18 protein-coding genes are annotated in these 22,771 nt (G+C 60.5%); 13 read left to right on the top strand and 5 right to left on the bottom strand.

Annotated features, from left to right (window positions below):
* The first annotated feature begins 2 nt into the window (after positions 1-2).
* Complete coding sequence (locus BLT50_RS13245; RefSeq protein ID WP_090029188.1) at positions 3-2,150, top strand: thiamine pyrophosphate-dependent enzyme; 2,148 nt, start codon at positions 3-5, stop codon at positions 2,148-2,150.
* Positions 2,150-3,718: an indolepyruvate oxidoreductase subunit beta family protein gene (locus tag BLT50_RS13240; protein ID WP_090029187.1), complete on the top strand. Its 1,569-nt coding sequence runs from the start codon at positions 2,150-2,152 to the stop codon at positions 3,716-3,718. The genes BLT50_RS13245 and BLT50_RS13240 overlap by 1 nt, the downstream gene beginning before the upstream one ends.
* Before the next feature lie 28 nt (positions 3,719-3,746).
* Here the strand turns inward: BLT50_RS13240 and BLT50_RS13235 are convergent, their stop codons facing one another.
* The 5 genes from BLT50_RS13235 to BLT50_RS13210 form a co-directional block, all read right to left on the bottom strand.
* On the bottom strand, positions 3,747-4,958 hold the full coding sequence (locus BLT50_RS13235) for an efflux RND transporter periplasmic adaptor subunit (RefSeq protein ID WP_090029186.1): 1,212 nt from the start codon (positions 4,956-4,958) through the stop codon (positions 3,747-3,749).
* Between the two features lie 3 nt (positions 4,959-4,961).
* Complete coding sequence (locus tag BLT50_RS13230; RefSeq protein WP_090029185.1) at positions 4,962-7,331, bottom strand: ABC transporter permease; 2,370 nt, start codon at positions 7,329-7,331, stop codon at positions 4,962-4,964.
* The gene (locus BLT50_RS13225) at positions 7,325-8,074 is read right to left on the bottom strand and encodes an ABC transporter ATP-binding protein (protein WP_090029184.1); all 750 of its coding nucleotides are present in this window, start codon (positions 8,072-8,074) and stop codon (positions 7,325-7,327) included. The genes BLT50_RS13230 and BLT50_RS13225 overlap by 7 nt, the downstream gene beginning before the upstream one ends.
* Positions 8,075-8,580: 506 nt before the next feature.
* A complete protein-coding gene (locus BLT50_RS13215; protein WP_090029183.1) occupies positions 8,581-9,051 on the bottom strand; it encodes an anthrone oxygenase family protein in 471 nt (156 codons plus the stop codon).
* Between the two features lie 12 nt (positions 9,052-9,063).
* The gene (locus BLT50_RS13210) at positions 9,064-9,726 is read right to left on the bottom strand and encodes an NAD(P)-dependent oxidoreductase (protein ID WP_245723389.1); all 663 of its coding nucleotides are present in this window, start codon (positions 9,724-9,726) and stop codon (positions 9,064-9,066) included.
* A gap of 54 nt (positions 9,727-9,780) precedes the next feature.
* Here BLT50_RS13210 and BLT50_RS13205 point away from each other — a divergent pair, with 54 nt between their 5' ends.
* The 11 genes from BLT50_RS13205 to BLT50_RS13155 all read left to right on the top strand — a co-directional run.
* On the top strand, positions 9,781-10,368 hold the full coding sequence (locus tag BLT50_RS13205) for a TetR/AcrR family transcriptional regulator (protein ID WP_090029182.1): 588 nt from the start codon (positions 9,781-9,783) through the stop codon (positions 10,366-10,368).
* A 335-nt stretch (positions 10,369-10,703) separates the two neighbouring features.
* The gene (locus BLT50_RS13200; protein ID WP_090029181.1) at positions 10,704-13,232 is read left to right on the top strand and encodes a heavy metal translocating P-type ATPase; all 2,529 of its coding nucleotides are present in this window, start codon (positions 10,704-10,706) and stop codon (positions 13,230-13,232) included.
* A 63-nt stretch (positions 13,233-13,295) separates the two neighbouring features.
* Positions 13,296-13,574 (top strand): glutaredoxin family protein, encoded by a 279-nt coding sequence (locus BLT50_RS13195; protein WP_090029180.1) that lies wholly within the window; start codon positions 13,296-13,298, stop codon positions 13,572-13,574.
* Positions 13,571-14,032, top strand: coding sequence for a Cu(I)-responsive transcriptional regulator (cueR, locus tag BLT50_RS13190; protein WP_090029179.1), 462 nt, complete (start codon positions 13,571-13,573; stop codon positions 14,030-14,032). Before BLT50_RS13195 ends, cueR begins: the two co-directional genes overlap by 4 nt.
* A 125-nt stretch (positions 14,033-14,157) precedes the next feature.
* Positions 14,158-15,021, top strand: a complete 864-nt coding sequence (locus BLT50_RS13185; protein ID WP_425433960.1) for a cation diffusion facilitator family transporter — start codon at positions 14,158-14,160, stop codon at positions 15,019-15,021.
* Entirely contained in the window at positions 15,018-15,752 is a 735-nt protein-coding gene (locus tag BLT50_RS13180; RefSeq protein ID WP_090029177.1) for a DJ-1/PfpI family protein, read from the top strand. Before BLT50_RS13185 ends, BLT50_RS13180 begins: the two co-directional genes overlap by 4 nt.
* A 423-nt stretch (positions 15,753-16,175) precedes the next feature.
* Positions 16,176-17,192 (top strand): extracellular catalytic domain type 2 short-chain-length polyhydroxyalkanoate depolymerase, encoded by a 1,017-nt coding sequence (locus tag BLT50_RS13175; protein ID WP_245723387.1) that lies wholly within the window; start codon positions 16,176-16,178, stop codon positions 17,190-17,192.
* 230 nt (positions 17,193-17,422) lie between these two features.
* Positions 17,423-18,379, top strand: coding sequence for a cation efflux transmembrane domain-containing protein (locus BLT50_RS13170; protein ID WP_281241653.1), 957 nt, complete (start codon positions 17,423-17,425; stop codon positions 18,377-18,379).
* 82 nt (positions 18,380-18,461) lie between these two features.
* Positions 18,462-18,725 (top strand): GDCCVxC domain-containing (seleno)protein, encoded by a 264-nt coding sequence (locus BLT50_RS19580; protein ID WP_483869205.1) that lies wholly within the window; start codon positions 18,462-18,464, stop codon positions 18,723-18,725.
* 367 nt (positions 18,726-19,092) lie between these two features.
* Positions 19,093-22,395 carry a DEAD/DEAH box helicase family protein gene (locus BLT50_RS13160; protein ID WP_245723386.1) on the top strand — a complete coding sequence of 1,101 codons (3,303 nt, stop codon included), beginning with the start codon at positions 19,093-19,095 and terminating at the stop codon, positions 22,393-22,395.
* A gap of 188 nt (positions 22,396-22,583) precedes the next feature.
* Positions 22,584-22,771 (top strand): transposase (locus BLT50_RS13155; protein ID WP_139170485.1); only part of this gene is annotated, 188 nt, incomplete at its 3' end.

The following is a 22,771-nucleotide window of genomic DNA, read 5'->3' as shown; positions in this document are numbered from 1 at the left end:
CGATGGCTGAACGCTCTTTCAAGGCCGAGGTCGAACACCTGCGCAAGGGTGACGGCGATGTGTTTACCGGAGAGGGTATCCTTGCCCTGACGAAGGCGTTGCTTGAAAACGGCGTCGGATATGTGGGCGGCTACCAGGGTGCGCCAATCTCGCATCTGATGGACGTTCTGGCCGACGCCGAAGATCTTATGGCCGAGTTGGATGTTCGGTTCGAGGCCAACGCATCCGAGGCTGCAGCAGCGGCGATGCTTGCGGCCAGTGTGCATTATCCCATCCGGGGCGCCGTGACCTTCAAGGGGTCCGTGGGCGTCAACGTTGCGTCCGACGCGCTGGCGAACCTGGCCTCGTCCGGCGTGAACGGTGGCGCGCTGGTGATCGTGGGCGAGGATTACGGCGAAGGCAGTTCCATCATGCAGGAACGCAGCCATGCGTTTGCGATGAAATCGCAGTTCTGGCTGCTCGATCCGCGCCCCAACCTGCCATCCATCGTCAAGGCCGTGGGTGACGGTTTCGAGCTGAGCGAAGCAAGCAACACGCCCGTGATGCTGATGGTCCGCATCCGGTCGTGCCATGTGACGGGCAGCTTTCCCACGCGTGACAACAAGCGGCCCACACTTTCCGTGCGCCAGGCATTGTCCAATCCGCAAAAGGACTTTTCGCGCGTGGTTCTGCCGCCGATGTCTTACATGCACGAACAGGACAAGGTTAAGAAACGCTGGCCCGCGGCCGAGAAATACATCATGGAACACGGCCTGAACGAGCGTTTCGGGCCGGAACAGAGCCGCATTGGCATCGTTTGCCAGGGTGGCATGTATAACGGTGTCGTCCGGGCCCTGCAGCGCCTGGGCCTTGCCGATATCTACGGCCAGACCGACATCCCGATCTATTGCCTGAACGTGACCTATCCGCTGGTACGCGACGAATTCATGTCCTTTGCCGAGGGCAAAGAGGCCGTTCTCGTGATCGAAGAAGGCCAACCCGAGTTTATCGAACAGCAACTCGGTTCGATGCTGTATCGTGCGGGATCGTCGGTGAAACTGCATGGCAAGGACATGCTGCCGTTGGCAGGTGAATATACCGGGCAGGTCATGCTGGACGGTGTCACCGCGTTCCTCAAGGAACACGCCGCCGACATGCTGCCGGGTGCGGTTCTGGCCCCGAACGAACCGAAACCGGAAATTCCCGACCTGTCCAGCACGGTGCCGATCCGGCCGCCCGGGTTCTGCACCGGGTGCCCGGAACGGCCCATTTTCGCTGCGATGAAACTGGTTCAGCAAGAGCTTGGCCAACACCAGATTTCGGGCGATATCGGGTGTCACCTGTTCGCTTCGCTTCCGCCGTTCGAAATTGGCGGACAGACGATGGGGTACGGGCTGGGCCCAGCGTCAAACGCGGCCTTCGACGGCGGCGGTGAAAAGCGCGCGATTTCGATCCTGGGCGATGGCGGGTTCTGGCATAACGGGCTCAGTTCCTCGATCGGGAACATGGTGTTCAACAAATCCGACAGTGTGGCGATCATCGTCGACAACTACTATTCGGCAGCCACGGGCGGGCAGGACATCATGTCGTCGCGCGCCAAGAACGACACGAAAGCCACGAACAATCCGATTTCCAAGGCCCTGAAAGGCGTGGGCGTCGAATGGGTCCGCCAGATAGACCGAACTTACGACGTGCCCAAGATGCGCGAAGTCATCCACGAGGCCCTGACCACGGATTACAAGGGTCCAAAGGTGATCGTTGCCAGCTCGGAATGTATGCTGAACCGCCAGCGGCGGGAAAAACCATTGAAGAAAAAGGCAATCTCCGAAGGCCGCCGCGTCGAAGCCCCGAGGTTCGGCGTGGACGAGGACGTATGCACAGGCGATCACGCCTGCATCCGGCTATCGGGTTGCCCTTCGCTTTCCCTCAAGACCCTGGACGATCCGCTGCGCGACGATCCGGTCGCGTCGATCGACCAGACATGCGTAGGGTGCGGAAACTGCGGTGAGGTGGCAGATGCCGCCGTACTTTGTCCCAGCTTTTACCGTGCAGATGTCGTGCACAATCCTACCGGCTTTGAAAAATGGTGGGCGGACAAGCGCAAGGCGGTGATCGGTTGGTTGCAGGCAAGGCGCGATGCCAAACGCCTCGATGTGACGGAGGTGGCGTGATGAACGCGGAAACGGGTATTTCCGGGGCAATGGCCCAGCGCACGCCTGATGAACGGCTGGCGGGCATCATCAAACTGGCGATCATGGCCGTGGGCGGCCAGGGCGGCGGGGTTCTGACAAGCTGGATCGAATCCCTGGCACGCTCGCAGGGCTATGCATGCCAGGCCACCAGCGTTGCCGGCGTGGCACAGCGCACAGGGGCGACGATCTATTACATCGAAATGGCCCCGAAAGAGGCCGGGCAGCCGGAACCGGTGTTTTCGCTCGCGCCCGCTTCGGGCGACGTCGATATCCTGATCGCCGCCGAGATGATGGAGGCGGGCCGCGCCATCATGCGCGGATTCGTGACGCCGGATCGCACGACGCTGATCGCATCGACCCATCGGGCACTGGCCGTGTCGGAAAAGATGGTGCCCGGCGATGGCATCGCCAATGCCGAAGAGGTGCGCGCTGCCGCCGAAATCGCTGCCGCCCGCGTGATCATGGCAGACATGGAACAGGCGGCTGTCCAGAAGGGATCGGTCATTTCGGCCTCGCTGTTTGGCGCATTGGCCGGGTCGGGCACCCTGCCCTTCGAGCGCGCCGCTTTCGAAGACGCGATCCGCGCAAGCGGAAAGGGCGTCGAAGCCAGCCTGCGGGCCTTTGCCGCCGGATACGAGGCTGCGCAGAATCCCGAAGGCGACAGCGCACCAGCGCCCCAGCCCTCAGGCACCAAGTCAGTTGGCGTCAAAGGGCCGAAATCCGCGCTGAAGAAATGGGAAAACCTTGTTGCGCGCGTCAACGCGCTGCCCGCACCCGTTGCGGAAATGGCGATGCCTGGCCTGCGCAAGGTCGTGAACTTTCAGGATGTTGAGTATGGCGCGGCCTACCTGGCGAAAATCGAGTCTATTCTTGCCAAGGACAGCGCAGAAAAGGGCCATGACCTGACCCGCGAAGCCGCGAAATACGTGGCGAACGCGATGGCCTATGACGACATTATCCGCGTGGCCGACCTGAAAACCCGGGCAAGGCGGTTCGATCGCATCCGTGCCGAGATGGGCGCAGGCGATGACCAGGTTTTGCAACTGACCGAGTTCATGCACCCGCGTGCCGAAGAAATCGCAGGCATGTTGCCCGCGCGCATGGGCGCGCGGATCGAGGCGGATGCGAAATGGATGGCGCGCCTGGATCGCTGGTTCAACAAGGGGCGGCGCATGCGCACCGACAGCCTGCGGGCCTTTGCGATGCTGTATGTCCTTGGCGGGCTTAAGGGCTGGCGGCTGAAGACCCATCGCCACACGATCGAAATGGCGCATTTGGAGTCGTGGCTTGAAACGGCGCTGTCACACCTGCCCGAACGGTATGGCATGGCGGTCGAGATCATTCGCTGCCGCCGTCTGATCAAGGGCTATTCCGACACCCATGCGCGCGGCCTGTCGAAATTCGACCGCGTGCTGGAAGGCGCGGCGCTGGTCGCTTCGCGGGATGATGGGCCGGACTGGGTAGCCCGCCTGCGCGAAGCCGCGCTCCAGGACGAGGATGGAAAGGCACTGGACGGCGCGTTGAAAACCATCCGATCCTTCGCCTAGGCACCGTGCGGCGTTAGAAAAGGAGTCTCTATTCCGGCTGCGCAGCGGCTATCGGCACACCATCTGCAACCGCATCGCCCGGGTGAACGATCACCTGGTCGCCTTCGGTCAGCCCATTCAGTACCTGTGCCACGCGGTCGTTCCGTTGGCCGATCTGAACGATGACTTCGCGCGCAACGCCGCCATCCTCGATGAAACAGGCCCAATCGTCACCGATGCGGAACAATGCGCCCAGCGGAACCTGCAACGTGTCGTCGGTTTCCCAGACAACGATGGCAAGGCGCACGGAATAGCCATTCCCAAGCCCGGGGCGTCGATCCGCGGCATCCACTATATCGAAAATCGCCTCGACCCGCTGTTCCTCGATGCCCAAAGCGGAAATCTCGGTCTTGGCCGACGGCTCGATCTGGCGCAGCCGCGCCTCCAGATGGGTGGCCCCGCCCCAGCGGTCAACGATGGCACGTGCATCCGCCGGAATGCGCACGGCATCGCGCGACAGCGGGTCCGCCACGATTTCAAGGTCGGTCGGATCGCCGATAGACAACAGGGTTTCACCAGACATCACCGGGCGCTCGCTGATCTGCGCCACCGACAGCACGACCCCATCGGCCGGGGCCGTGATCTGAATACAGCAGTCGCCGGCGATCTCATTTCCCAGATCGGGCCCGATCAAGGCAGCCTGCGACCGTTCCAGCGTGCTTTGGGCCATGGCCCGCGCCGAGCGGGCGGCATCGCGGGCGGCGCGCCGCACGTTCAACAGTTGCGAAGCGTCTTCAAGCCGGACAAGGGAGGCCACACCGCGTTCGACCAGTTCCTGAACACGGTCATACTGGCTCTGGGCATAAACCAACTCTTCCTCTGCCTGCACCAACTGGCTGTCAGCGACCGCAAGGGCGGCTTGCGCTTCCTGCACGGCTGCCTGGGCCTGTTGCCGGCTGCGCGCATCCAGCAGGCTGGGGGATACGGGCTCGACCGTGGCGACAACGGTTTCGCCTGCGACGACCCTATCCCCGATGCGGACGGGCGCGCGCTCGGCCGTTCCGGCAATGGGCGCTGCCACGTCATAAACTTCGCGAATGCGCGTCGTGCCGTCCACTTCGACCGTCACCTGCATGGGACCGCGCGTCACCGATGCAAGATCGACCGAAACAGGCACCGGGCGCAATGCCGCCCATAAAAGCGCCCCGACAATGGCAATCGCAGCCACGAGGATACCAATCAGGCGTGTGCGTCGATGCATCGTTTACTCCCGTGTTTTCAAAACGGCGACAAGGTCGGCACGGTCGAGTCTGCGCCGGACAAGCAAGGCTGCCGCCGTTACCGCGGCAAGGGTGATCAGGCTGGCATTGGCGAAGTTCGCCGGCGTCAGCACCAGCGGAATCCTGTACAGATCACTGTCGAACCCTGCCATCATCGCCCAGGATATCCACGCGCCAATGGCCCAGCCAAGGGGCTGCGCCAACAGCGCCAGAATGGCCGTTTCACCCAAAAGGATCGACGACACTTCGGCTCTGGTAAAGCCAAGGATGCGCAGGCTGGCCAGCTCCCGGGCACGTTCCGACAGCTGTATGCGCGCGCCGTTATAGGCAACTCCGACAGTGATCAGCACGGATATCGTGATGAACAGCACGGTATTGATCCGCACGTTTTCGCTGATGGTGTCCTGGAAACTTTCACGGACATCGGTCAGCATCACGGCGGTCGCCAGCATTGGCATTTCCTTTAACGCGGCCTGCAGTTCGGACAAGTGCGCCCTGTCGATCCACAGGTTCAGCGCGGTCACGCGCGGCCCCTCGCGCAGGCGTTCGGCCAAGGCGTCCATCTGCATATAGGCGCCGATCCCGATATACTGGCGGGTCACGGCGGCCACTGGCAGGTGGAACTCACCGCTGCGCGTTCCTGACAGCTCGACCAGCACGGTGTCGCCAGGTGCGACACCCAGGTGCGCGGCCAGCTGCTCCGACAGCATGATCCCCTTTTCCGGCAGGGGGACATGGCGGTTGCCTACATCCAGCGTGCGCGCCAGATCGCCACCGGGCATCCGCGCGGTAATCGCCAGTTTCTTGGACCGGGAACCGTGATGCAGTGTTACGGGCAGATCGAATTGCGGCTCTACGGCCAGAACGCCCGGCAAATGGCGCGCATCGGTCACGGCATCCAACCCAGCCTCTTGCGCCAGGACAAGAGTGGCGTGCTGGCGGTTCGATTTGAAGAACGCGGTGTCGATGACCGCATCCAGCGAATCCAGCATGAAGTTCGACGCCACCAGTATCGACACGCCCAGCGAAAGGCCCAATGCCGTGAACGCCGCACGAACCGGCCACCGCAAAATGCCGCGCAAAACCATCATCGCGGTTTGTGGAAGGCGGAGCCACCTGGCCAACCTGTCCATGTGCCCGCGTCGAAAGCTTGGCGGTGCCGGCGGCGCCATGGCGACAGCCGGCGCCAGACGTGCCGCAACCCATGCTGCGCGCAATGCCCCAACGCCGGCAGAGATCAGGCCGATCAGACCCGCCAAGGCATAAACATCGAGGTCATGCGGCTGCACCAGCCACGGAAAATCGAAGAATCGCGCATAAAGGCGCGACATCCCGGTGGACAGCCAGGCACCCGCGCCCCAACCGATCCCGATGCCGATCGCGGCCACCAAGACCGCCAGCATCAGATAATGCAGGGCGATTTCGCTATCCCGGTATCCAAGCGCCTTGAGCAGCCCGATCTCGGCACGTTCAAGCGCAACGATCCGTCCAAGCACCATGTTGACCAGAAAGGCCGCGATACCGAAAAAGATCGGCGGCAAAACCGCCGACATGCTACGCAGCTGATTCAATTCGGCCTGTATAAAGGAGTGGCTGACCTGCGTCTCACGGTCATGCGCACCCGTTCCACCCCAGGGCGCAAGGATCGCATCGACGCGGTCGATCACCTCGGCGAGGCGCGCATCACGACGCAGCTTTACGGACAGGTCGTTGAACGCGCCAGTCAGCCCGAACGTGGCCGCCGCCGCACGCTCGGGCATCCAGATGATGCCGAACCCCGCATCGTCTGGCATCAAGCCACCCGGCGGCAACGTATAGATGAATTCCGGGCTGCGCAGGGTGCCGGTGATTTGCAGATCAAGCCGCGTCCCATCCGCGATTGCGGAAAAACGATCGCCCAGCGAAAAGCCGTTGGCACGGGCAAACCGGTCTGTGACCGCAACCTCGGTAGCCGCGTCAGGATCGGGAAGACGTCCATCGACCAGCAATGGCACGTTCAGAAGCGGCCCGTTTTCCGGCAGGGAAAGCACCCGACCCGAGGCCGGCGCCGCGCGGCCGGGCAGATCCAGGACAACCCAACCCGCAACACGCGCCTCAACCGTCTGAACACCGTCGATCTCGGCAACATCCTGCACCACGGAAAGAGGCGCCCTTCGCACACTCGCGAACACATGGGCAAAGTTCTGGCGGCTATAGTAATCCTCCAGGGTCGCCTCAAGCGCACGCACCATGCCAAGCCCGGTCAGAAAGATCGCCACGCCGCAGGCCAGAACCAGCGCAATCGCCAGTGACTGCGCCTTGAGTCGCCACAGATCCCTCAGAAGTTTTCTGTCCAGCGCGTGCAACATCACCATTCGATCTCCGATGCGGAAACCCGGTGGGCGTTCTGTTCAATCTCGGCGACCCGGCCATCGTGGAAACGGATCACGCGGTGCGCCATCTTTCGAATGCCTGCATTATGCGTGATGACAAGCGTCGTAGTTCCGAACCGCGCATTGACCTGTTCGAGGGCGGCCAGAACGGCGGTGCCCGTCTTGCTGTCGAGCGCACCGGTCGGTTCGTCGCACAAAAGGACGCCGGGCCGCTTGGCGATGGCACGGGCAATCGCGACACGCTGCTGTTCGCCACCCGACAACTGCGCGGGGAAATGATCCATCCGGCCGGACAGCCCGACAAGGTCCAGCGCCTCGTCCGGGTCCATCGGGTCGGCGGCGACATCCGTGACAAGCGCCACGTTCTCGCGCGCGGTCAGGCTGGCCACCAGGTTGTAGAACTGGAAAACGAATCCAACGTGATCACGGCGGTAGCGCGTCAGTTGGCGGTCGGTCATCTTGGTCAGTTCGCGGTCGCGAAACCACGCCTGCCCCGAAGTCGCATGATCCAGCCCGCCGATGATGTTGAGAAGGGTGGATTTCCCGCTGCCCGATGGACCCAGAAGAACGACAAGCTCGCCTTCCGGCAGGTCCAGATCAACCCCGTCAAGCGCACGAACCTCGGCCGTCCCGTTCCCACCATATACCTTGGTCAGGCCGCGCGTCCGAAACACCGTTTCGGCGGACCCGTTCGAAGTGGCAGAAGTGTCGATGTCGCGCGTCATTGCAGCATATCATGCCACAAACATCACCATCCGCCTTGACCCGCATCAAAGTGAAACGGAAAGACCAGACCAGACTTTTTGGATAGTGGTGCCGCTGAAGGGACTCGAACCCCCGACCCCATCATTACGAATTTTGCCGTCCATGTTTTGGACGCAGCCCGATAGCACAGCCTAGTACCGGATAACCCCCTATGATTGCTTGTCTATTTTCAAGAGGCTTCTTGGACGGTGTCGGACCAGGCCAGAGAACGTTTGACGTACATTCCCTACTAATCCCCTACTAACGGCGCTTTGCGCTCGACGGCATTACGCCGTTGCCAAATCAAACCCCGTAAACACAGCAAACCCTGGGTACCCCACCCCATCAACGGGTTTCGAACCGCCGACAGGGCAAGCCCCCTCGGTCCAGGGCCGATGGCGAGCCAATTTGATCTTTTTTGAGCCACAGCCGAGTGACCGCTTTGCGAGAAGACCCATCGAATAGGACCGCCTCCTATCCGCCTGTCTCAGACAATCTGTGCGGCTGTCAGCCAGCAAAGTGCCGCTAGCGCCGAAGAGACGGTTCTTGCGTGGTTCAGCCGAGTCCATCTCTGTGCATAGCGCGGCCAGTAACTTGCGGTTTCGCGTGTCTGACCGTCCATTGCTTCGAGGCGCGTATTCATCGGGACATTGCCCATGCCGGTCACTGCAAATACACCGATCAGATAGGCAACAACTCCTGCCAAAGTCAGCGCGCGTGCCGCGCCTTCAAACTGCCAGAGCGCCAAGAGACCGAGAAATCCTGACACTGGCGCTAACCCAATAAGCAGCACCATAAAGACCGACCGATAGACCGTTCGGTTCAGCCCCACCATGCCTGCCGCCCCTTGGTTTGCAGGGGCCTGTGCCAGCCCCCGCATGATGAAGTCGGAAAAGCCAAGGAACACCCCGGCAACCAGCGCCACGGCAAGTCCAGCGATCATCAATATCCATTCCATGGTTCTTGCTCCTCAGCTCGACAGACCAACGGCGCGGCCGATGTACTGACGATCGGACAGCTGGCTTGTCAGGAAACGGGCCAACTCACTGCGGGCGATCTTCAGATCAAGGCCACGTGCCGTATTCGGTACATCCTCAATCGCCGGGCGTACGGTGGCCTTGTCGGTGAAGGCACCAGGGCGGACAATGGTCCAGTCCAGGCCACTCGCCTCGACCAATTGCTCCTGCAACTCGTGATCGCGGAAAACAGGGGCCAGCAGGGCGCCGAACATCACGCGCTTCCACCAGAAGTTCAGCGTGGGCCAGCTATCGCGAGCACCCAAAGTCGATTGCGCAATCAGACGACGGACCCCATGGGTCTGCATAGCCTTGATGACGTTCATCGTACCTTGCGAACGAATTTTGCTCTTGCGCGACATCCCTGCGCCAAGGGTCACGACGACCGCCTCATGCCCTGCGACCGCGTCTGTCACGTCAGAGAGCTTCATCGCGTCGCCAGCGACGAGGCGCAGCTTGGGGTCGTTCAGGTTCAGTCTCTGGGGCGAACGGGCAAAGGCCGTGACAGTGTGGCCAGCCTTCAGCAGGCTTTTGACAGCGAGACGTCCAACGGTCCCTGTGGCGCCAAATACGATGACTTTCATTTGGATTCTCCTTTCGAGGTTGATACCGGCCATTTACTTGACACGGTGTAAAGTTGACATGGTGTCAATAAAGGGTAAATTGACACGATGTCAAGAAATTCATCCGATACCCGCGCCCGTATCCTCGATTGCACGTGGAACCTATTGGAATCCGGTGATAAAAAGGTTCGCATGTCCGATATCGCCAAAGCGGCGGGCATCACTCGCCAGGCGCTATACCTGCATTTTCCGACGCGGGCAGAGCTACTTGTGGCCGCGACTCGTCATATTGATTCCGTCAAGGACGTGGATGCGCGACTGGCCAACAGCAGGGCTGCAACTTCTGGCAGGGAACGGCTTGTGGCCTTCATCAGCGCATGGGGCGGCTACATTCCCGAAATCCACGGCATGTCCGTCGCACTTCGCGCCATGCGAGACAGTGATGCGGAGGCCGCAGCAGCATGGGATGACCGGATGCAAGCGGTCCGGCATGGGTGCGCCGCCGCAGTTCAGGCTTTGGCAGCGGACAAGGTGCTAAGAGAGGATCTGAATGAGGAAGCCGCAACCGATCTGCTTTGGACGCTTTTGTCGGTTGAAAACTGGGAACACTTGGTTCGCGACTGTGGCTGGTCGCAATTAGATTATGAAAGCCAGATCACAGGACTTGCTGAGGCAGCGCTTCTGGCGACGGCATGAAAAGCCTTCAGTATCCGCAGAGCTGTCGTTCATCACGCTATTGGGACATCCCCGATCCCTTGGCTAACCTCACGGCTTTTTGCACGCTACCTTCTGATAAGATTTAGATAAATCTATTTCCTTGATGCCGCCAACCCAGCGCTCGAGAAGCCGTAAAGCAATCGGATGTGTCTTTCATTTGTAAGATGTCCGCCTTTGTAAAGCTCAATTCACCAAGCTGTAGGAGACGCAAACGCCAATTAGTGCAGAAAATTCCCTCTCACGCTTGACCTTCCAATCGTTGGAACCCTTATCTCGGCCCGTGAGCACTGATTCGAAGACGAGAGGAATAAGCTATGAATGCTCACACAGACACCACTCGGCTCACGGCCGAGACGATACAAATTCCGATCGAAGGCATGACCTGTGCCTCTTGCGTGGGCCGGGTCGAGAAGGCCTTGCTAGCGGTGCCGGGCGCATTGTCCGCGAGCGTCAACCTCGCAACAGAGCGTGCCGAGGTCCAGGTCTCAGACCCTTCTGTCCGGACTGACCTGATCCACGCAGTCGAAGCTACGGGCTACGCCGTTCCTGGTAAGATAACCGAACTTTCCATCGATGGCATGACCTGCGCATCTTGCGTTGGCCGGGTAGAGCGCGCGCTTCAGGCCGTTCCTGGTGTCACTTCTGCCAACGTGAACCTAGCGAAAGAGCAGGCGACGGTGAAGGGCACCGCCGATGTCGCCGCACTGATCGCCGCCGTGGCCGAGACCGGCTACACCGCGCGTGAAGTCGCCCAAGATTCCGGCGAGGACGAGGCCAAAGCTGCCCGCAAGGATGCCGAGCAGGCGCTTCTGAAGCGCGATCTCGGGCTGGCGGCTGCCTTCGCCTTGCCGGTCTTCGTGCTGGAGATGGGCAGCCATGTCATCCCCGGGATGCATGCGCTGATCGGCTCGACGATCGGGCACGGAACGAGCTGGCTTCTGCAGTTCGCGCTGACTACGTTCGTGCTCGCCGTGCCGGGGATGCGTTTCTACGCCAAGGGCATTCCAGCGCTCATGCGCGGCGCACCCGACATGAACAGCCTCGTCGCAGTCGGCACGCTCGCGGCCTATCTCTATTCCGTCGTGGCAACCTTCGCGCCGGGCGTGCTGCCCGAGGGCACAGTCAACGTCTACTACGAGGCCGCAGCGGTAATCGTCACGCTCATCCTGCTGGGCCGGTATCTGGAGGCGCGCGCCAGGGGTCGCACCTCTGAGGCCATCAAGCGGCTGGTCGGACTTCAGGCCAAGACCGCGCGCGTGCGCCGCGATGGATCAGTTGTGGAAATCCCGGCGGCCGAGGTCGCTCCTGGTGACATCGTCGAGGTGCGCCCCGGTGACCGCCTGCCGGTCGATGGCGAGGTCGTCGACGGCGAGAGCTATGTCGACGAGTCGATGATCACCGGTGAGCCGGTCCCGGTTGCAAAGAGTGCCGGCGCGGAGGTTGTCGGTGGCACCATTAACCAGAACGGCGCGCTGACCTTCCGCGCGACGGCGGTGGGCGGCGACACGATGCTGTCGCAGATCATCCGCATGGTGGAGGCGGCGCAGGGCTCCAAGCTACCGATCCAGGCGCTGGTCGACCGCGTGACCATGTGGTTCGTCCCGGCGGTGATGACGCTGGCGGCGCTGACCTTCGGCGTCTGGCTGATCTGGGGGCCCGATCCGGCGCTCACCTTCGGCCTCGTCAATGCGGTCGCGGTTCTGATCATCGCATGCCCCTGTGCCATGGGCCTCGCGACACCGACCTCGATCATGGTGGGTACGGGCCGGGGGGCCGAGATGGGCGTGCTGTTCCGTAAGGGCGAGGCGCTGCAGCTTCTGAAGGAGACCCGCGTGGTCGCGCTCGACAAGACCGGGACGCTGACCGAGGGCAAGCCTGCCCTGACCGATCTCGACCTTGCCGAAGGCTTCGATCGCGCCGAGGTTCTGGCCCGCGTGGCTGCCGTCGAGGCACGCTCCGAGCACCCGATTGCCCGGGCGATCGTCGAGGCGGCAGAGGCCGAGGGGCTCGAACGTCCGTCCATCGAGGGCTTCGCCTCGGCGACGGGCTACGGCGTGGAAGCCACCGTCGGCGGTCAGCGCGTCCAGATCGGGGCCGACCGCTTCATGCAGAAACTGGGCCTCGACACCGCGGCCTTCGCCGAGACGGCGGAGCGCCTGGGCGACGAGGGCAAGTCACCGCTTTACGCCGCCATCGACGGCAAACTTGCGGCCATCATCGCCGTAGCCGACCCGATCAAGGCATCGACGCCCAAGGCCATCGCCGCCCTGCATGCCCTCGGCCTGAAGGTCGCGATGATCACCGGCGACAACGCCCGCACGGCACAGGCCATCGCCCGGCGGCTCGGCATCGACGAGGTCGTGGCCGAGGTCCTGCCCGACGGCAAGGTCGACGCCGTGAAGCGCCTGAAGGCCCTGGGACGGCTGGCCTACGTGGGCGACGGCATCAACGACGCGCCGGCGCTGGCGGAGGCCGATGTGGGCCTTGCCATCGGCACCGGCACGGATGTGGCCATCGAGGCGGCAGACGTGGTGCTGATGTCGGGCAGCCTCAAGGGCATCCCCAACGCGATCGCGCTCAGCCAGGCGACCATCGGGAACATTCGGCAGAACTTGTTCTGGGCCTTCGCCTACAACACGGCGCTGATCCCGGTGGCGGCAGGCGTCCTCTATCCGGCTTTCGGCATCCTGTTGTCGCCGGTCTTCGCCGCCGGGGCCATGGCGCTTTCCAGCGTCTTCGTTCTTGGCAACGCGCTGCGGCTTAAGCGGTTCGCAGCGCCGTCACCAACGGATATCCCGGCAAGCCACCCGGTTCGCACACCGGCGGCAATCCCGGCGGAATGACCACGCGTGCCCGGGCCGTTCAGGGCCTGGGCCCTCGCCAAAACAGACAGAAGGAATTGATCAATGAATCCGCAAACCAGGAACACCGGCGACGTCATCATCTACACCACCCCGACCTGTCCCGACTGCCGCCAACTCAAGTCGTGGCTTCAACAGGCGGGCGTCGCGTTCGAGGAACGCGATCTAAGCGATCCCGAGATCATGGAAGAGGCGAAAGCGCGGTACGGCGTGCGCGTCGCGCCGATCACCGTGATCGGAGACTGGTTCACCTATGGAACCTTCGCCGACCAGAAACTGAGGATCGCGGACGTTCTTAAACTGCACGAGGAGGCACGGACATGAACATCGGTGAAGCGGCTAAACTCTCTGGCGTCTCGGCGAAGATGATCCGGTATTACGAACAGACTGGCCTGATCCCACCTGCCCATCGCACCGAGTCCGGCTACCGCGATTACAGCGAGAGGGATGTTCACCTCCTGAGCTTCGTGCGCCGCGCCCGTGATCTGGGTTTTTCGGTCGAGGTGATCGGCGAGTTGCTAGAACTCTGGACAGATGACGCACGTCGCAGTGCGGATGTCAGGCAACTCGCACAGGGCCACCTGGGCAACCTGCGCCGCAAAATCGAAGAACTCGAAGCCATGTCGAAAACGCTTGAGACGCTGATCGACTCCTGCAGCGGCGATCACCGACCGGATTGCCCAATCATCGCCGATCTGGAGAAGAGTGATAGTCAGGACGCATCGCGGCCCCCAAGGCCCCGGCGAGGCGCTGTCGGTCAAGCAAAGGCGTTACCCAGATAACCCAAGCATGCCGTACCTACTGACTGCGGCAATATTGGAAAATCCAAAAGAAAGACTCTGACATGGAACATGGACATTCGGGACATTTGCCCAGCGGAGGTCGGGCGCTCACAATCTCTGCTTGGTTGACCGGTATCTACTTCGTCGTTGAGCTCGGAATCGGCTTATGGACCGGCTCCATCGCCGTGATCTCCGACGCGTTTCACACGTTCTCTGCGGTTGGCGGCGTCCTTGTTGCCATTCTGGCGGCCCGGATCGCCCGTCGTCCCGCCGACATGGACCGCAGCTTCGGCTGGTACCGCGCTGAGGTCGTTGGAGCGGCCATCAATGGTGCGTTCCTTCTAGCGATGGCATTATTTGTGATCGGGATGGCCGCCATGCGACTATCCGCTCCGATCGACCTACCTACGGGTCCAATGCTCTGGGCCGCGGCAGGCGGCCTGGTGACCGAGTTCATCTCGCTTGGATTGATTTGGAAAGATGGGAAAAGCGATCTGAACACACGCGGTGCCGTCTGGCATATCATTCAGACGTTCGTCGGCAGTCTGCTCATCATCATCACGGCTCTGGTGATCCGGTTCACCGGGTTTCTGCTGATCGACCCGCTGCTTGGTATGGCGTTCGGGTTTGTTCTCGTTTGGGCAAGCTGGGGAATTTTGAGGGAGTCCATTCACATGCTGATGGAGGGAACACCGGAGGATGTGAACCTTCGAGAGGTGACCTCTGCGCTCGAGAAACTCGAGGGCATCAGCGACGTGCACCATGTTCATGCCTGGGCGCTGACCAGCGGCAGGCATGTATTCTCCGGTCACATACGGATGGAAACCGGCCATGAGCCGGGAGAGGTCCTGCAGGCGGCACACGACCTGTTGCGTGACGAGTTCGGTTTTCTTCTTGTTACCCTGCAGGTCGAAGACCGTTGCCTCGATGAGGCGGGTGCCGAGGACATCGACATCACGCGAGATCACACCGAGGGGCACGTCGCATGAAAATTGCCATCGTCCTATACCCAGGTATTACCGCGCTTGACGCGGTCGGGCCCTATGAAGTTTTGAAGATGCTCCCCGGCGCCGAGCTTCGCTTTGTCGCTCATGCTCCGGGTCCCGTATCAACGGACCGTGGCATTCTTGTCGTCGGGGCGACGCACAGCTTTGCTGAAACGCCCGACCCCGACGTGGTGATTGTGCCCGGCTCGGAGGCCCAGACCGGCGTGGCAGCGGCTGACGGCGCTCTTTCGAATTGGCTGCGCAAAGTTCACCGACATACAAGCTACACAACGTCGGTCTGCTCAGGCGCCGTGATCCTGGCTGCGTCGGGCCTGCTCAAAGGACAGCGCGCCACAACGCATTGGGCGGCGATGGATATTGTGAAACGCTTTGGCGCCACGCCATGCCCGAACGAACGGATAGTCCGGGCGGGCAAGATCTGGACCGCAGCTGGCGTGTCAGCGGGTATAGACTTGGCCTACGCCCTGGCTGAAGTGATCGCAGGCCGCGAAACAGCTGAGCGCATTCAGTTGATGCTCGAATATGACCCTCGGCCGCCGCAGAATGCGGGGCACATGAACACAGCACCTGCTGCGGTCGCCGCGGCCGCCCGCGCCGAGATGGCTCGCTTGTCACGCAATCCGATGAATGCGGTAGCGGTCGGAAAAATTGCATGGCGTCAGGCGTTGGCCAAGTCTCGAAAATCAATCGAAAAAAGGAACGTCGCTCGATAGAGCGAGCGACGGTTTCTACCGCCGTAGCGCAATTTGACAAACGCTGCCTGCGTTCAGAGCCACAACGCATGCGTTTTTCAGAAGTGGCTGTTTATAAGGCGCTCGCCAGTGGTCAGAAAAAAAGGGGCTCAGAGCGATCATCTGAGGAGGATGCTCAGGTCTTTTGGGCTCAGGCACGCCCGAGCGACCACTTCGCGAACGTGGCCCCACCGCTTTAGGCTCGGGAATATCCGAACCGGGCCATCAAAACGCTGGCTCACTCCGTTGCGCCATTTGAAGTTCGACATGAGAAGTGTCAGCATCGAGCAGGCCCTGCCCGAAAGCGCTTCGCCGTCTTCCACCTAGCGTCAAGGGGCAACTTAAGAACACGGTATCCCAAGATACGGCCCGTCGCCCCATTTATAGAGAAAGGCTGGATGAGAATTGAGATATCTGTCGAGCATATCCTTCGCCATTGCGGCTTGCGCAAACTGCGCCGCTGCCGACCCGCTTCCCTCGCTTAACCTTGATCCCAGCCAGACAACGGTTTCGGGTGTTTCCAGCGGCGGCTTCATGGCGGTGCAACTACAAGTCGCCTTTTCACAATCTATCCAAGGTGCCGGGATAGTTGCTGGCGGACCGTTCAACTGTGCCGACAACTCGGTTTGGCAAGCGCTTTACGTCTGCATGGACCCTGCTTTCTTGGGGCCAGATCCCGATAGTTCAATAAAATCCATTCGGGACTTGGCTTCGGCCGAGGAAATCGACGGGATAGAGGGAGTGGCGTCCGACCGCATCTATATGTTCCACGGAACGCAGGACGAGACAGTCGCGCGGTCTAGCATGGATGCTCTCGAGGCGACCTTTCTCGCGCTGGACGTGTCCGAAGTGGCTATCAACTACGTCTCCTCTGTTGAGGCTGGGCACGGTTTCGTCACAGAAAATGCGTCGGTGGGCTGCGCGGACACATCGCCAGAGTACCTGGTCGACTGCGATTTCGACCAGGCCGGCGATATTCTCAACTGGCTCTACGGCGAACTTGTGCCGCCCGTCTCGCCCGTTTCCGGGAACCTCCTTACGTTTGATCAATCAGTTTATTTGGAAGGTGCGGCGGGGATGGACGAGGTTGCCTTCGTCTACGTGCCCTCCGCCTGCCGCGCTCGAGAAACATGCGGTCTGCACATCTCCCTGCACGGATGCAACCAGGGCCGCGAGGCGATCGGCGATGACTATGTGCGCCTCACCGGCTTTAACGGCTGGGCTGAGACGAACAACATCGTCGTACTCTACCCTCAGGCCACTGCTGTGCCCTCGCCTTGGAATAGCTGGTTTGCGGGTAATCCCAACGGTTGCTGGGACTGGTGGGGTTATTCAGGCGCCGACTACCTCAGCAGGAACGCGCCGCAGCCTTCAGCCATAGCACGGATGTCGGCCGCGCTGGGCGCCCCGATCGCCCGTTAAAGCTGTCGCATTGCACGCGTCACACAAGCATATCAAGTGAAGGTTGCCTCTATCAGTGCGAAAATTCAGAGCCTCGGAGGCCTAGAGTACTAACTACCAGGAGCCGATGGGCTCCATTATGTGAGCTCGAACCTTCGGATCGCGGCCACTTCCCCCACCCGACTCCGGGAGCGGTCACCCCACCCCACCAACGGGGATCGAAGCCCGCCTGTAGTCTAGGGGTACGGCGCATGCACCCGACCGCGCGCCCTAGTGACCCGTCTTGGATCAGCTATGTGGTTCATTTCGTGGTAATTGCCGCCACATCAGGAGGGTCTATTTTGAGCTTGGCAGAGAGGAGATATCCCCTGGGTGAAACCGTAAGATATCGCGTAACAGGCATGGATTGCGCGTCCTGTGCAGCGAAGGTCGAAAAGGCCGTGCGCTCGGCTGGCGTCACTAGCCCAAGGATTTCGACAGCATCGCAAATCCTGACACTGGACGTCACGCCAGGTGATGCGCACCTTGCCGATGTCGAACTTGCCGTCTCCAATGCCGGCTACCACCTCGATCGGCTTTCGTCGGAGTCATCGGAGAGATCGGATGAGGCCAAGCCTCATTTGACCGTAGGGTACCGCAGGGCGCTCTGGATCGTCATTATCCTGAACGTTGGCTACGGAGTCATCGAAATGATCGGGGGCTTCCTGGCTGGTTCACAGGCATTGAAAGCAGATGCCCTGGATTTTGTCGGCGATGGCCTGATCACACTCCTTGGTTTGCTGGCAATTGGTTGGAGTCTACTTTGGCGAGCACGATCCGCGCTCATACAAGGTCTGTTTCTCGGTGTTCTCGGATTCGGCGTCCTCGCAAACACCATTTGGCGCGTGTTCGCACATCAGTCCGTCGAAGCTGAGCTCATGGGCGCGCTGGCTCTGGTTGCCCTCGCAGTGAACGTCGGAGCCGCGCTGGTTCTTGTCCCACATCGTGCTGGGGATGCGAATGTCCGGGCCGTATGGTTGTTTTCGCGCAATGACGCTATCGGCAACGCAGCTGTTGTGGTTGCGGCAGTCCTGGTTGGTTTGACCGGCACCTCCTGGCCCGATCTGATAGTCGCCTTTGCGATTGCAGGACTGTTTCTCCAGTCTTCTTGGGTCATTGTACGTGATGCACGTCGGGACATCTCGGAAAGTCGAACAGGAGGACCGTGAAGCCACTGGTTGGCATTAGCCTACGAGTTTGGCCAATTGGAAAGTCTCAACGGGTATCAAGACACTTGTGCTATGTTTCTCGATGCAACCCAAGATATGTCGTCTTGGACGTACAGGTGTGAGCAAAATGGTCGATGTGAAAATCCAACTGAACAGTACCATCACTTGCCCCAAATGCGGGCACTCAGCGGAAGAGCTTATGCCAACTGACGCATGCCAGTGGTTCTATGAGTGCACTTCATGCGGCGAGGTACTGAAGCCATTACCGGGTGATTGCTGCGTTTTTTGCTCGTACGGCACTGTGGCTTGCCCACCGATCCAGGAGGGTGGCTCCTGCTGCGGATAACGTCGGCAGATCACACAATTGCTCCACTCCGATAGGGTCCATTATGCTAACCGCTGGCTGCACGGCGCGCCTGGCTGCACCGAACCCTGCAAACCGGGTAAACCCGGCCCACCCCACCCCAAGCACGGGCCGTTCGCGTTTGCAGCTGTAGGCCGCTCCCAGTCCACCCTCTCCCGCGAGCCATTTGGGCCCAAGGGGAGACAAAAATAGTGGACTGACGCTACGCCAGCAAAAAGCCTCATTGCCCTGGGATAAAAGCATCAGTCATACTCCGAGAAACTCGCCACAGCTGGATTAGCTATTGTTTTCGCTCCCGAATTGGCTCCGCTCGAAGCCACAGACAATTGACGAACCGAAGGCCACGGGATTGGCCGAGACTGACCTCGCGGCTGGGCCGAAGGTCGGGACCAATATCGACCGTCCTGTCATCGACCTCTATCGACCGCACATCACGTCTGGCGACTGTCTCATCGTGACCGGCTATCAGGACTTCCTGTCGTCGCTCGCCGTCTTGATGAGAGAGGTCAAGGAGCTCAAAGGCCCTGACGCAGACCCTGACATCCGCATTCGGATATCGTTCGGTATTGATACGGCGAACTCTCGACGGTTGGCAAAGCAGAGGCCAGTGACCGAAGAGATGAAGCTCTATTGGCTGGAGAAGTCCGGCCTGCAGATCGAGGATGACGACGATCTGCTGGCGGTGCTGGCAAAGCGGGCAATCCAGACACGCAAAATAGAGCTTCGTGTTTTTGACCCTGTACTGGCCCAAACCCGCTTGGGAATCAGCGGGGATCGTCGGATGCATTCCAAAATCGTGAGTTCGCGGGTTGGCGCGGTAGCAGGGTCAGCGAACTTTTCGCGTTCCGGCCTCTACAGTAACATCGAGTACGCGGATGGTCTCGATACTGGTTCGCACGAGCTGCAGCTAGAGCGCGCCAAAGCGGCGGAACAGATTTGGGAGGTTTCTGCCGACTGGACCGAAGAAGCGCTTGAGATCCTCGATAGGCTGATAAAGCCCGCCACGGCAGAAGACGCCATGGCGCGGATGATCTCGGAGCAGAAGGGCTTCGAACCTTGGCTCACTGGGGACCGCCGAGAGATCACCGGCCACACGCTCTACGAATACCAGCAGGAGCTGACCTACGAGGCCTGCTCGATCACATACGATCACGGCATCGCCTTCGTGGAGGCGCCTACAGGCTCGGGCAAAACCGAGATCGGATGCCACTTGGGGGAAGCTCTTTCAGAAACCTTTTCGCGGGTCATTCCGCGCTCCCCCATACATGGCGTCACCAGAAAGAACGCGGCGGTGATAGCGCCGCCGAAGGTCATACCTAGCTGGGTGAAGCATTCGACGAACTCCATGGAGGCCATAGCCAACACAAGTCTTTCAAAGAAGCGCCTGCGAGGGGCCGGCGACGATAGCAAGTCGGGTCTGCGGCTCGATCAGTTCGGCGTGATCATTATCGACGAAAGTCATACGGTGACGCCTGGCTTCGAACAGGCGTCCCAGATGGCCGCGGCGGTCGAGCTCGCGCCACCCAGCTGGAACGTCTGCTTGTCCGCAACCCTTCTGGGCAATCGCGACGTCGATTGGCTAGCACATATGCAGGAGAAGCGCGCGTCCATCTTCATGACGCCGGACTACATCCAGGCCATGGGCGAGTTGTTTGAACGTGAGATGCAAAGCTCACCCGACATCTTCGACCAGAAGGCGCCCCATGCTGTTCTATCGGAGCCAGAGACCGCTCTTTCAAGGCAGGCACGCACAGAACTTTCCGAGCTGATTTCGCCTTTCTTGGCACGCCGTCAGCGTCGATGCATCGGCGAAGACGAGGATCGCTCCAAACACAGCTACCCGAAGCTGGCCAATCACGGACGGCCCAATAAGCTGCAGCTCACGAAGCCACAGAAGGCGCGTCTCGATGAAATCGTTTCGCTCTGCAATGAACTCGCACCCGGCGGTAGGGTGACGGCCGTCGAGAAGAGCCGCTTCGGTCACGTCAAAACGCAGCAGAGTACCCAAGATCAACTCCATATCCGCAACCTGCTGAACATCCTCCGGGTGAGTGCAGCGCAGGCAGCCTGGGAGATGTCCCATGGGGTCATCGGAAAGTGGCTGCGCGAATTTGAACAAGGGTCTAGGAACAAGCGGACGGCTCCACACCCTGGCCAGGTTGACATGTTCGCTATGCTTGGCATCGATGCGTTGGCGGCCCCTGAAAAGTGCGATGCCCTAGCTAGGAAGCTCGACTCGCAGCCGCTGCGAGACCTGGACGAGAAGCGATATGAAGCTTGCCTGCGCATCCAGCAGCAGAAGGATCGAGTTGTCTTTCTCGCAGAGCGCACGGACACGCTCGAAATCTTCGCTGAGGCGCTTTCCCGCCGCGGTCACCACACGAACTTCGTTGTTGGCAGTCAGACCAAGGGCGATGAAAGGGCCGTGAAGGCCATCTTTGGTAGCGGTCCGGATGGCTTCAAGCGGATCACGCATGGCAAGTCGGTAGAGTCCTACTTCCGCCCTGGAGGCAAGAACGCACCAGACGGACCTGCCTCGGTCTTCCTCACCTACAAGATGGCGGAGGGTATCAATCTTCAGTCAGCCGACACGCTTGTTCTCCTCGGGATCACTTCCAACCTTAAGGAACTCATCCAAGGGTTGGGACGCATCGACCGGATAGATAGTCAATTCGGGATTGTGAACTACCACCTCGTCGATGTTCCCGTTGGTCAGTTTGCATCAGACGAGAAGGTCACCAACCGCATCGAGAACTATCGGACGCTCGCAGGGGAAGAGCTGATTGACGCCGTGCAAGAGGTTGGCTCCGAGGACACCGAGGTGATCCTGGAGAGCGTCACGCGCTACCTCGGGTCAACCAGGCGGATGCGAGCCAACAACTTCCACGACGTTCTCGCTCGGACCAAGGAGAAGATTTCCCCGGAGCGCTATGGTCTCATCAGAAAGGCCAGAATCGAAGGGACTTGGGGCGCTGAATTGGCGCTTCTGTCTGCCAGAGAGAGCTTCACCGCCCTACATCTGAAGGGCGTCGACAAGCCGACCAGCTTCTTCCCTCCGCGTTTGCTGCTGCTGCGGCCCTCTCAGTCCGGCCTGCTGTTGGAGCGGGGTCAATTGGCGTGTGCCAAGACCCTTGAGTCGGCATTCGAGAGGACCAAGAGCCTCGGCTTGGAACAGACGAGGATGACTGAGGTAGAGCTGGCTAGCGCGCTTGAAACCGTCTCTGGCCAGCTTGGACGGCTTACAGAATGGGACTTACGCCCCGCACGCGTCGAAAGCCTGATGAAGGCGTGCGCTGAGTTCATGACCCGACGAGCGGACGAGAACACCGATGATCGGGAGATCTTCGGGCACCTGTCTTTGCCTGCCATCGAAATGATCTGCGAGTCTTGGAGCAGGTTGCTCGACCCCTACTGGGAGCAAGCCAAGCAAGAGGTGCGGGATAGCTTCGCCTACGAGGACCTGCCGAAAGGGTACATCGCGATCCAGGCAATCCTAGAGAAGCTCGAAAGCAGTCTTCCTGGCGCGGACGCAGTCCATGAAAAAATGTCCAAGGTAATCGAAGAAGCAGAGCTCGTGTCCAGGGATCACGAGCCGGAGATCGGGCGCCGGGTTTCGGTTGTGTTTTTCTCGGGTGGCGCGGGCGAGCACTGATCGATCTGAGCACCCCAAAGGTCCATTATGTGAAGCGCACTTGCCTTTCACCTTAGTATAGAGAGGCACCTTTCAAGTATCTCTTCATTATTAATAATAACGACCAAGAGCTTCTTTCTTGCTCTAGTAATGTGAGCCTCCCCAACTGAACTGGTCCACCACTATGTTTAGGAAACGGAGGACCGAGAATGGCAAACAGGCGACCCAAGCCCGAAGAGATTGTCTCGAAGTTACGACAGGTTGAGGTGCTGATGGGACAGGGCATGTCCCGTCTCGACGCGATCCGACAGATCGGCGTTGTTGAACAGACGTACTATCGCTGGCGCAAGCAGTATGGCGGAATGGGCGTAGATCAATTGAAGGAGCTGAAGCGGCT

It is taken from the genome of Lutimaribacter saemankumensis (assembly GCF_900100005.1).
GTDB classification, from domain to species: domain Bacteria; phylum Pseudomonadota; class Alphaproteobacteria; order Rhodobacterales; family Rhodobacteraceae; genus Lutimaribacter; species Lutimaribacter saemankumensis.
Note: the sequence above shows the minus strand (reverse complement) of the source record. Positions and strands in the feature narration are given on the sequence as shown.

What these genes read in the sequence shown, in the direction of transcription:
- BLT50_RS13245 (WP_090029188.1), top strand. Translation starts at nt 3, where the DNA reads ATGGCTGAACGCTCTTTCAAGGCCGAGGTCGAACACCTGCGCAAGGGT.
- BLT50_RS13240 (WP_090029187.1), top strand. Translation starts at nt 2,150, where the DNA reads ATGAACGCGGAAACGGGTATTTCCGGGGCAATGGCCCAGCGCACGCCT.
- BLT50_RS13235 (WP_090029186.1), bottom strand. Translation starts at nt 4,958, where the DNA reads ATGCATCGACGCACACGCCTGATTGGTATCCTCGTGGCTGCGATTGCC.
- BLT50_RS13230 (WP_090029185.1), bottom strand. Translation starts at nt 7,331, where the DNA reads ATGGTGATGTTGCACGCGCTGGACAGAAAACTTCTGAGGGATCTGTGG.
- BLT50_RS13225 (WP_090029184.1), bottom strand. Translation starts at nt 8,074, where the DNA reads ATGACGCGCGACATCGACACTTCTGCCACTTCGAACGGGTCCGCCGAA.
- BLT50_RS13215 (WP_090029183.1), bottom strand. Translation starts at nt 9,051, where the DNA reads ATGGAATGGATATTGATGATCGCTGGACTTGCCGTGGCGCTGGTTGCC.
- BLT50_RS13210 (WP_245723389.1), bottom strand. Translation starts at nt 9,726, where the DNA reads ATGGCCGGTATCAACCTCGAAAGGAGAATCCAAATGAAAGTCATCGTA.
- BLT50_RS13205 (WP_090029182.1), top strand. Translation starts at nt 9,781, where the DNA reads ATGTCAAGAAATTCATCCGATACCCGCGCCCGTATCCTCGATTGCACG.
- BLT50_RS13200 (WP_090029181.1), top strand. Translation starts at nt 10,704, where the DNA reads ATGAATGCTCACACAGACACCACTCGGCTCACGGCCGAGACGATACAA.
- BLT50_RS13195 (WP_090029180.1), top strand. Translation starts at nt 13,296, where the DNA reads ATGAATCCGCAAACCAGGAACACCGGCGACGTCATCATCTACACCACC.
- cueR (WP_090029179.1), top strand. Translation starts at nt 13,571, where the DNA reads ATGAACATCGGTGAAGCGGCTAAACTCTCTGGCGTCTCGGCGAAGATG.
- BLT50_RS13180 (WP_090029177.1), top strand. Translation starts at nt 15,018, where the DNA reads ATGAAAATTGCCATCGTCCTATACCCAGGTATTACCGCGCTTGACGCG.
- BLT50_RS13170 (WP_281241653.1), top strand. Translation starts at nt 17,423, where the DNA reads ATGCACCCGACCGCGCGCCCTAGTGACCCGTCTTGGATCAGCTATGTG.
- BLT50_RS19580 (WP_483869205.1), top strand. Translation starts at nt 18,462, where the DNA reads ATGCAACCCAAGATATGTCGTCTTGGACGTACAGGTGTGAGCAAAATG.